The organism is Methylobacterium sp. W2 (assembly GCF_020662345.1).
Taxonomy (GTDB): Bacteria; Pseudomonadota; Alphaproteobacteria; order Rhizobiales; family Beijerinckiaceae; genus Methylobacterium.
Map to the genome: position 1 here is coordinate 1 of NZ_VMOA01000080.1, position 7,031 is coordinate 7,031.

The window sequence follows — 7,031 nt, forward strand, 5'->3', positions numbered from 1 at the left end:
CACACAGGACAACAAAAACAGACGATCACCCAGCCAATCAGCCGGATCATCCATCCGATCATCGTCCCGAAGACACAACAACCGCCCGCCGAACCGAAGTCCCCGCTGGCCGCCGCCGATGAACAGGGATATACGGAGACCGACCCGACGCGTCAACACCTAAAACGACACGTCGATGACAGAGGCCGCTGAAACCTGAGGCGAGCCGCATCCGATCGCGAGACGCTCAGATCCCCGCGTACCAGGGGAAGCCCAGCTCGGCGACCATGCTCCCCCTCCCCTTCCCGAAGCCATCGACGCGCTCGACGGCCTCGATCTGGGTCAGGTATTTGAGACTCTTGTAGCCGAGCTGGCGCTCGACCCTTAGGCGCAGAGGCGCACCATGGGCGATGGGCAGATCCCTCCCGTTCATGCCGTAGGCGAGGATCGTCTGCGGGTGCAGCGCATCGAACAGATCGTAGCTGTCCCACCAGCCATCGACACTGCGCATCACGATGAAACGGGCCTCCGGCTTCAACCCGACATGGGCGAGGAGATGGGCCAAGGGCACGCCCGTCCAACCCGCAATGGCCGACCACCCCTGTTCGCAGCTGTGCAGCGTGATCTGTGTCCTGGCCGGCATCGCCTTGAGGTCGGAGAGGGAAAAAGACCCCGGCCTTTCGACGAGACCCGTCACCGGCAGCTTCCAATCGGTGAAACCGACGGCCTTCGATGTCCTGTAGCCGGGATCATCCGGATCGGTCGTGTTGATGGTCGGAAAAACGACCGAGATTGCCTCCGGTCCGAATTCCCTGACGAGGGGTTGCCGTCTGAGCAGCCAGCGCTGCAAGGCGAAGGTCAGCCCGTTGCTCCAATCGTAGGGTGTCGCCAGGCGGCTCAGCGCCGGCGCGTCGCAGCCGCCGAGGAAACCCGCTCCAATGAGACCGGCCGAGCCCGTCAAAAGGCGCCGTCGGGAAAGATCGGTCATCGCTCCTTCTCCGATGGAATGGTGAAACGCCCGGTGATCATCGAGCGCAGGAGATTACCGGCGCCCCCGACGAAGACCTGCATCACATGGACGAGCAGGAAGAGGACGAGCAGGCTGGCGACCAGGAAATGGATCGTCCGTGCGGATTGACGTCCGCCGAACAGAGTGAAGAGCTCCGGGAAAGCGGTCGTGAACCCCGGTGACATGGTGAGTCCGCTCAGTACCATGAGGGGAAACAGGATCAGGACCACCCCGAGATAGGTGAATTTCTGCAGAGCGTTGTAGCGGAGCGCGTCCTTGCCGCGCGCCTTCTCCAGCCTGAGATGATCGCCGATTTCCCGCGCGAGATGCCGGGCGGACAATTGATCCCTATCCGGCACCAGGCTCCTGCGGAGATGTCCGCTCGCCAGGATGAGCAAGAGATAGGCGAGACCGTTGATGACGAGGATCCAGGCGGCGAGGAAATGGAGGTTTCGCCCCCAGCCGGTCTGCTCCACGTTCACCGGCAACGGCAGTTCGATCCATGCCGGCGCGTCGTTGGCACCCGTCTCTCCCCAGAACAGGCGCGGCAGGGCGAGAAGGATGGCGATTCCACTGATGAGCAGGACGAGGAAGGCTGCGGCATTCACCCAATGGGTCAATCTCAGCCAAGCCGGATGCCGAAACACGGTCGAACCGGTCTTCGGCCCGGCGCCCATCTCGACCGGAACGGGTTCAGGTGATGCGGGTGAGGACATCGAGTCGGTACCGGTCGGTGCGACTGTGATGGGCGATGCGGATGGCCCCGTCGAGGAGGCCGATCAGCATGTCCGAGGCTTCATCCCCCGTCTGCGGGTAATGGGTGAGCCCGGTCCAGTGAACGAGGACGAGGATCCCGCCGGGGTCGAGGGCCTCGGGAATGCGCTTGGCCAGATGGGACATGTCGTCGGCATCGAGGAAGTAGAGCACCTCCGAGATCAGGATCAGGTCGAACCCGCCCGCCGGCCATTGGCCGGGCACGTGCAGACGCTCGAACCGCACGTGCGGGAGCGGTTCACAGCGTGCACGCGCCTGTTCGAGGGCCTTTTCCGCCGTATCGAGGCCGATGAGAGCGTCACATCGGGGTGCCAGAGCCTTGGTGAACACGCCGATGGAGCAGCCAATTTCCAGCGCCGACGCGAAACGCGGCTTTGGCAACGCGTCCAAGGTCGCCGCGTATTTGGCGGCCTCGTAGGTGCTGGTGGTGAACTGCCAGGGATCGGGATCGTCGGCGTAGCGATTCTCGAAATAATCCGGCGGCATCGTCTGCGAGTGACGAATCATGGCACATCTCCGGAGTCGCGCCAGAGATCACCGGCGGCCCCGGTCTCACCAAGGACATACTGCGCGGCGGAAGTCAGCGCGAAATCCGGCGCCGGCTGACGCAAATAGGTGGCGAGATCGCGCGAGGCCCGTTCGAGGGGGTGATCGCGCAGGAAGCCCTGCAACCCGACGGAACGCTGAGCGAGCTGCAGCACCGACAGCCCTGCCGCCTCGACGGCGGTTCGCGCCAGGTGAACATAGGCCACGATCCGCTCAGGGTGGAGATCGTCCTCGAAAACGATGCGCGCGGCGCGCTCCACCCAGAGACGGGCGCTCTCGGTGGCGACGAGCCCCTCCCCCAGCCGGGCCGATTGGTGCGGATCGTGACCTCGCCCGGTCCGGCGGAGATGATCGCGCCAGATATCGAGGACAGCCTCGATCCCCCCGAGCTGGACGGCCGCGAAACGCCAGGCACCGCCGAAGAAGTACGGCTGCCTGGAATAGGAATCCGCCTCGCCGAGCAGACCGTCCTGTCCGATCTCGAGACCGGTCAGATCCACCTTTCCCGTTGCCGAGGCCCGCATTCCGTGCGCCCGCCAAGCGGAGAGATCGGCCCGCGTGCCGGATGCAAGCTCCGCCACCACCATGAAAGCGCGATCGCCGGGGATCGTGCGGGCGGTGACCAGGGGGCGGGTGACGAAGCCGGCGCCGGAGGCCAGGATCTTGCCCGCCCTCAGCCGATAGCCGCCGGCCTGCTCAACGAGCTTCAACCCGTCATCCGCGGGCTCGGTGTTCCAGACACCGAAGAGATGCCCCCCTCGCGCATCGGCGAAGAGCCGGGTGCGCTGAGCGGCATCGCCGTAGCGGGCAACCAGTTGAAGGGCGTTGACATGGCCCTCGTAGAGTCGACCGAGAGCGAGACTTCCGCTGCCGATGATACGCAGGACGTCGCAGAGATCCGAAGCACCCGGCTCCTCGCCGAGGCCGGAGCCTCCGTCATCCCGCGGGATCGGTGCGGCGAGCAGGCCGAGCGTACGAAGATGCTCGATATCCGCTGCCGGGAACCCGCCATCATGGTCATGCTCGGCTGCCCGTACGACTGCGGCGCGTGCGGCCATCCTCGCGGCATTCGCGGCATCGACAACGCTGTGGGCGACCCGTATCGGCTGGTCCACGCTGTTCATCCTCTCCGTGCGGCCGTCGCGCCTCGATGCCGACCACTCATGACACGGGACCAGGAGGTCGGACAGATTTCAGCCCGCGCCGGATCAAGCGACACCCCAGCGCGAACATCCGTCGCTGTGTCCGCTTCCTCTTCGTCGCACATGCCAGGATCCGAATTCCGGTACGAAAAGATCAGAATCGGTCGATCGACAAGGAGAATAAACGCCCGCAGGTTCTTGCCTTCGGTCATCGAGGAAGCAGTGAGTTGTCTCGATAACCAGCGAAACCTTCGGCCGGTTCAACGCCACGCGGCCGAATCGTGCATTCCTGTCGCGATGCTCAATCTGCCGCGTAGAAATGCGGCCTTATCCACATATCCGGGATAGGCGGCGGGCCTGAGATCGGGCAGCGTTGCCACGACTCCGCAATCACCTCGTGTACGCCCACGAGAAGATGTCGAGTCGATGCGCTTCCACGAACGATTTTCCAGGATCGATGCCCATGGCGCGAAAGCGCGCTCAGCCCACCGTCGATCTCCTGAAGGACGTCGTCGCCCGTCTCGGGCTTTCGCCACGGTCCGTGGACATCGAGGCGCTGCGGCTTCAGCTCGATCTTCCGGAATTCGGTGGTCATGTCGAGGATGCGCGGGTCGGCAAGGCGCTGCGGCGCATGAAGGCGCAGAGCGCGTTCGCCAGGACAGGCGCCGCGGCGGTGAGCAAGAGCGTGCCCGGGCTCAAGGTCACGGTCGCCGAGAACGATACCCTCCTCTGGCGGGTGCGCGTGCTGCTGCCGCTCCTCGATGGCAACCGTCTGGATGTGCGGGTGGAGGTGCCCTTGGAGGGCGTTGCCGCCGAAATCGTCGCCGGCATGGCGGAGCGCAACGACCCGACCTGGCGCATCGAGACGTTGCGACCTGCCGTGGCCGAGATCACCGCACGGACCGGACAGACGCTCCATTCCGCCATCGAACGCCTCAGGGACGCGATCACCGGGGATCTGCGCGAGGTCGGCGCCGACGCCGTCACTTATATCGATCACATGGACCGATCCCTCCGCTCACGGGTGTTCCATGCCGGGCCGAACCTCGGCCGTTCCATGAGCGATACCCTGGCCCCGGTGCGCAAGCGCGCCAAGGTGGTCGCGCGAGAGGATTCCCGCCTGCGCCGCCTGCGCGATCAGGTCGGGTTTGGGGCTTACATCGAGAAGTTCACCGTCGCCCGGCGTCTTAACCGTCGCATCATCTTTCATATGGGCCCGACCAACTCGGGGAAGACCTACGCGGCCCTGCAGTTACTTGCGGCGGCCCCGACAGGGACTTACCTCGCGCCATTGCGGCTCCTCGCCCTCGAGAATTACGAGGGGCTCGCCGAGCGAGGCCTCAAGGCCGGAATGGTGACCGGCGAGGAAGTCCTCGGTGAAGACAGGCCCACACACACATCGCGGACCATCGAGACCGCGGATCTGATCCGGCCCGTCGATGTGGCCGTGATCGATGAGATCCAGATGCTCTCCGACCCGGACCGCGGCTGGGCCTGGACCAACGCCCTCTTCGGTATCGCGGCCAAGACCGTCGTCGTCTGCGGCTCCGACGATGCCCTCGCCGCAGTCCAGCGCGCGGCGGAGGCGGCCAACGAATCGCTCGAGGTCATTACCTTCGTTCGCAAGACGCCCCTCGTCCTGCTGGACAAGCCCGTCCCCCTCGAAGATGTCGAGCCGGGCGACGCGGTCGTCGCCTTCTCGCGGCGCGCAGTGCATGAGAATCGCGAGATCCTCGTCGCCGCCGGGCACAGCGTGGCGACGATCTACGGCGCCCTGTCTCCGGAAGTGCGGCGCGCGGAAGCCGCACGGTTCCGCACCGGCGAAGCCACTGTCCTGGTCACCACGGATGCGATCGGCATGGGCCTCAACCTCGGGCCCCTGAAACGCATCGTCTTCTCCGCCACCCGCAAATGGGATGGGGTCGGGGAACGTGCCCTGACGAATTCCGAAATCCGTCAGATCGCCGGTCGCGCCGGGCGTTTCGGCCATCAGGATGTCGGTTACGTCGCCGCCACCGATGCCGTCGGCATCGAACCGATCCGCGCCGCGCTCGCCGGAGCCCCGACGGCGCCAGCCGCCGATACGCGATTCTTCGTGCGGCCCGATCTGATCGCGATCCGCTCCGTCGCCGAGGAGATGCGCACGGCGAGCTTGCGTGAGGTCATGACGCATTTCGCGCGGTCCACCTTCTATGCCGGATCGCCGTTCCAGCCCTCCGCCCTCGATGAAATCCTCGACGTCGCAAAGATCATCGATCGCGCCGCCTTGCCGATCGAGGAAAAATTCGCGTTCTCGGTCTGCCCGGTCAACCGGCGCGATGAGATCGCCATCGCCATGCTGGAACGCTGGGCGCAAGCTCGGGCCACACGGACGACTGTCCCGGCACTGCGCGCCAATCTGAGCGGCGAACTCGATTATCAGGAGCGGACGGTGCGGCTCGCGAGCGCTTATCTCTGGCTGTCGCGCCGCTTTCCCGAAACCTTCGACGACGACGAGCAGATCCGTGTCATGCGCGGCCGTGCCAATGCCGTCATCGAAAACCAGCTGCGAGAGACGGCGACGCGCAAGGCCGAACGTCGGCGGTCGCGGCCGGGAGTGCGATGACTCATCTGACTTACGCCATCGGCGACATTCACGGATGCGCCGATGCCCTCGCGCGACTCCTGGCGGAGATCGCGCGTCATAGCGGTGGCCGCGAACACCGTCTGGTTTTTCTCGGCGACTACATCGATCGCGGACCGGACAGTGCCGGTGTCCTGCGGATTCTTCAGGATCTCGATCGGACGGAAGGCGGGAGAGCCCGGTTTCTCATGGGCAATCACGAGCGCATGCTGCTCGACGCCTACGAAAAGCCGTTCGGAGTGACTGCTTGGCTGGAAAATGGCGGTCGAAGGACGCTAACGTCCTTCGGCATTCACGATCCGGAGGAGTTGCCGCGGGCTGCGCTCAACTGGATGTCGGGCCTCGACACGGTCCATGAGGATGAGCGACGCTATTACGTCCATGCCGGGTTTCGCCCCGGACGGACCGGTATCGACCCGGACGTCGAGGCCAGACTCTGGATCCGACAGCCGTTCCTCACCGAGGACTTCGATTTCGGCAAACACGTCGTCCACGGCCACACCCCCCAGAAGACCGGCAGGCCGGATGTTCATCGCTTCCGAACGAATATCGACACGGCCTGTGTGTTTGGATGCCTGCTCACCGCAGGTGTGTTCACCGGTGGAGCAGGTCCGGCCGTGGAGTTCCTCCAGGTCGGCCTGTGAGCGATGCCGTGGGAGAAATCAGATCCTTCGGGATTGAGGCTTACGGACGGAGTAGCGCCGCACTTCGAACTGGCGAGTCTTAGAGCCGGATTGCTGCCATCAGCGGGCCACCTCCGAGGATCGGGATCATCCGCGTCAATCGACAAGTCGATGAGGGGACCTTCGCTCTTTGGCGTGTGCTGCGTATGCGCTGAGTATTTCTATTGTGACGGACACGACAAAGCCCGCGGCGTTGTGCGCTGCGGGCTTTGGGTATGGGGTGCCTGGAGATGGTCTGTGATGTTGGTTGCGGGGACAGGATTTGAACCTGTGAC

Annotated in this window: 7 protein-coding genes; 3 read left to right on the top strand and 4 right to left on the bottom strand. The window is 64.7% G+C overall.

Annotation, left to right across the window (positions count from 1 at the left end):
* On the top strand, positions 1 to 192 hold a 192-nt coding region (locus FPV16_RS25640), incomplete at its 5' end, for a hypothetical protein (protein ID WP_227441333.1).
* A gap of 34 nt (positions 193 to 226) precedes the next feature.
* On the opposite strand, the gene FPV16_RS25645 is transcribed toward FPV16_RS25640, so the two are convergent.
* The 4 genes from FPV16_RS25645 to FPV16_RS25660 are packed head-to-tail and all read right to left on the bottom strand — an operon-like array spanning position 227 to position 3,432.
* Complete coding sequence (locus FPV16_RS25645) at positions 227 to 967, bottom strand: molybdopterin-dependent oxidoreductase (RefSeq protein ID WP_227441334.1); 741 nt, start codon at positions 965 to 967, stop codon at positions 227 to 229.
* Positions 964 to 1,665: a cytochrome b/b6 domain-containing protein gene (locus FPV16_RS25650; RefSeq protein WP_227441339.1), complete on the bottom strand. Its 702-nt coding sequence runs from the start codon at positions 1,663 to 1,665 to the stop codon at positions 964 to 966. The genes FPV16_RS25645 and FPV16_RS25650 overlap by 4 nt, the downstream gene beginning before the upstream one ends.
* A 16-nt stretch (positions 1,666 to 1,681) precedes the next feature.
* Positions 1,682 to 2,269, bottom strand: a complete 588-nt coding sequence (locus tag FPV16_RS25655; RefSeq protein ID WP_227441335.1) for a class I SAM-dependent DNA methyltransferase — start codon at positions 2,267 to 2,269, stop codon at positions 1,682 to 1,684.
* Positions 2,266 to 3,432, bottom strand: coding sequence for an acyl-CoA dehydrogenase family protein (locus tag FPV16_RS25660; RefSeq protein ID WP_264484034.1), 1,167 nt, complete (start codon positions 3,430 to 3,432; stop codon positions 2,266 to 2,268). Before FPV16_RS25660 ends, FPV16_RS25655 begins: the two co-directional genes overlap by 4 nt.
* Positions 3,433 to 3,913: 481 nt before the next feature.
* Here FPV16_RS25660 and FPV16_RS25665 point away from each other — a divergent pair, with 481 nt between their 5' ends.
* Positions 3,914 to 6,055: a helicase-related protein gene (locus FPV16_RS25665; protein ID WP_227441337.1), complete on the top strand. Its 2,142-nt coding sequence runs from the start codon at positions 3,914 to 3,916 to the stop codon at positions 6,053 to 6,055.
* Positions 6,052 to 6,717 carry a metallophosphoesterase family protein gene (locus FPV16_RS25670; protein ID WP_227441338.1) on the top strand — a complete coding sequence of 222 codons (666 nt, stop codon included), beginning with the start codon at positions 6,052 to 6,054 and terminating at the stop codon, positions 6,715 to 6,717. The genes FPV16_RS25665 and FPV16_RS25670 overlap by 4 nt, the downstream gene beginning before the upstream one ends.
* Positions 6,718 to 7,031 lie beyond the last annotated feature (314 nt).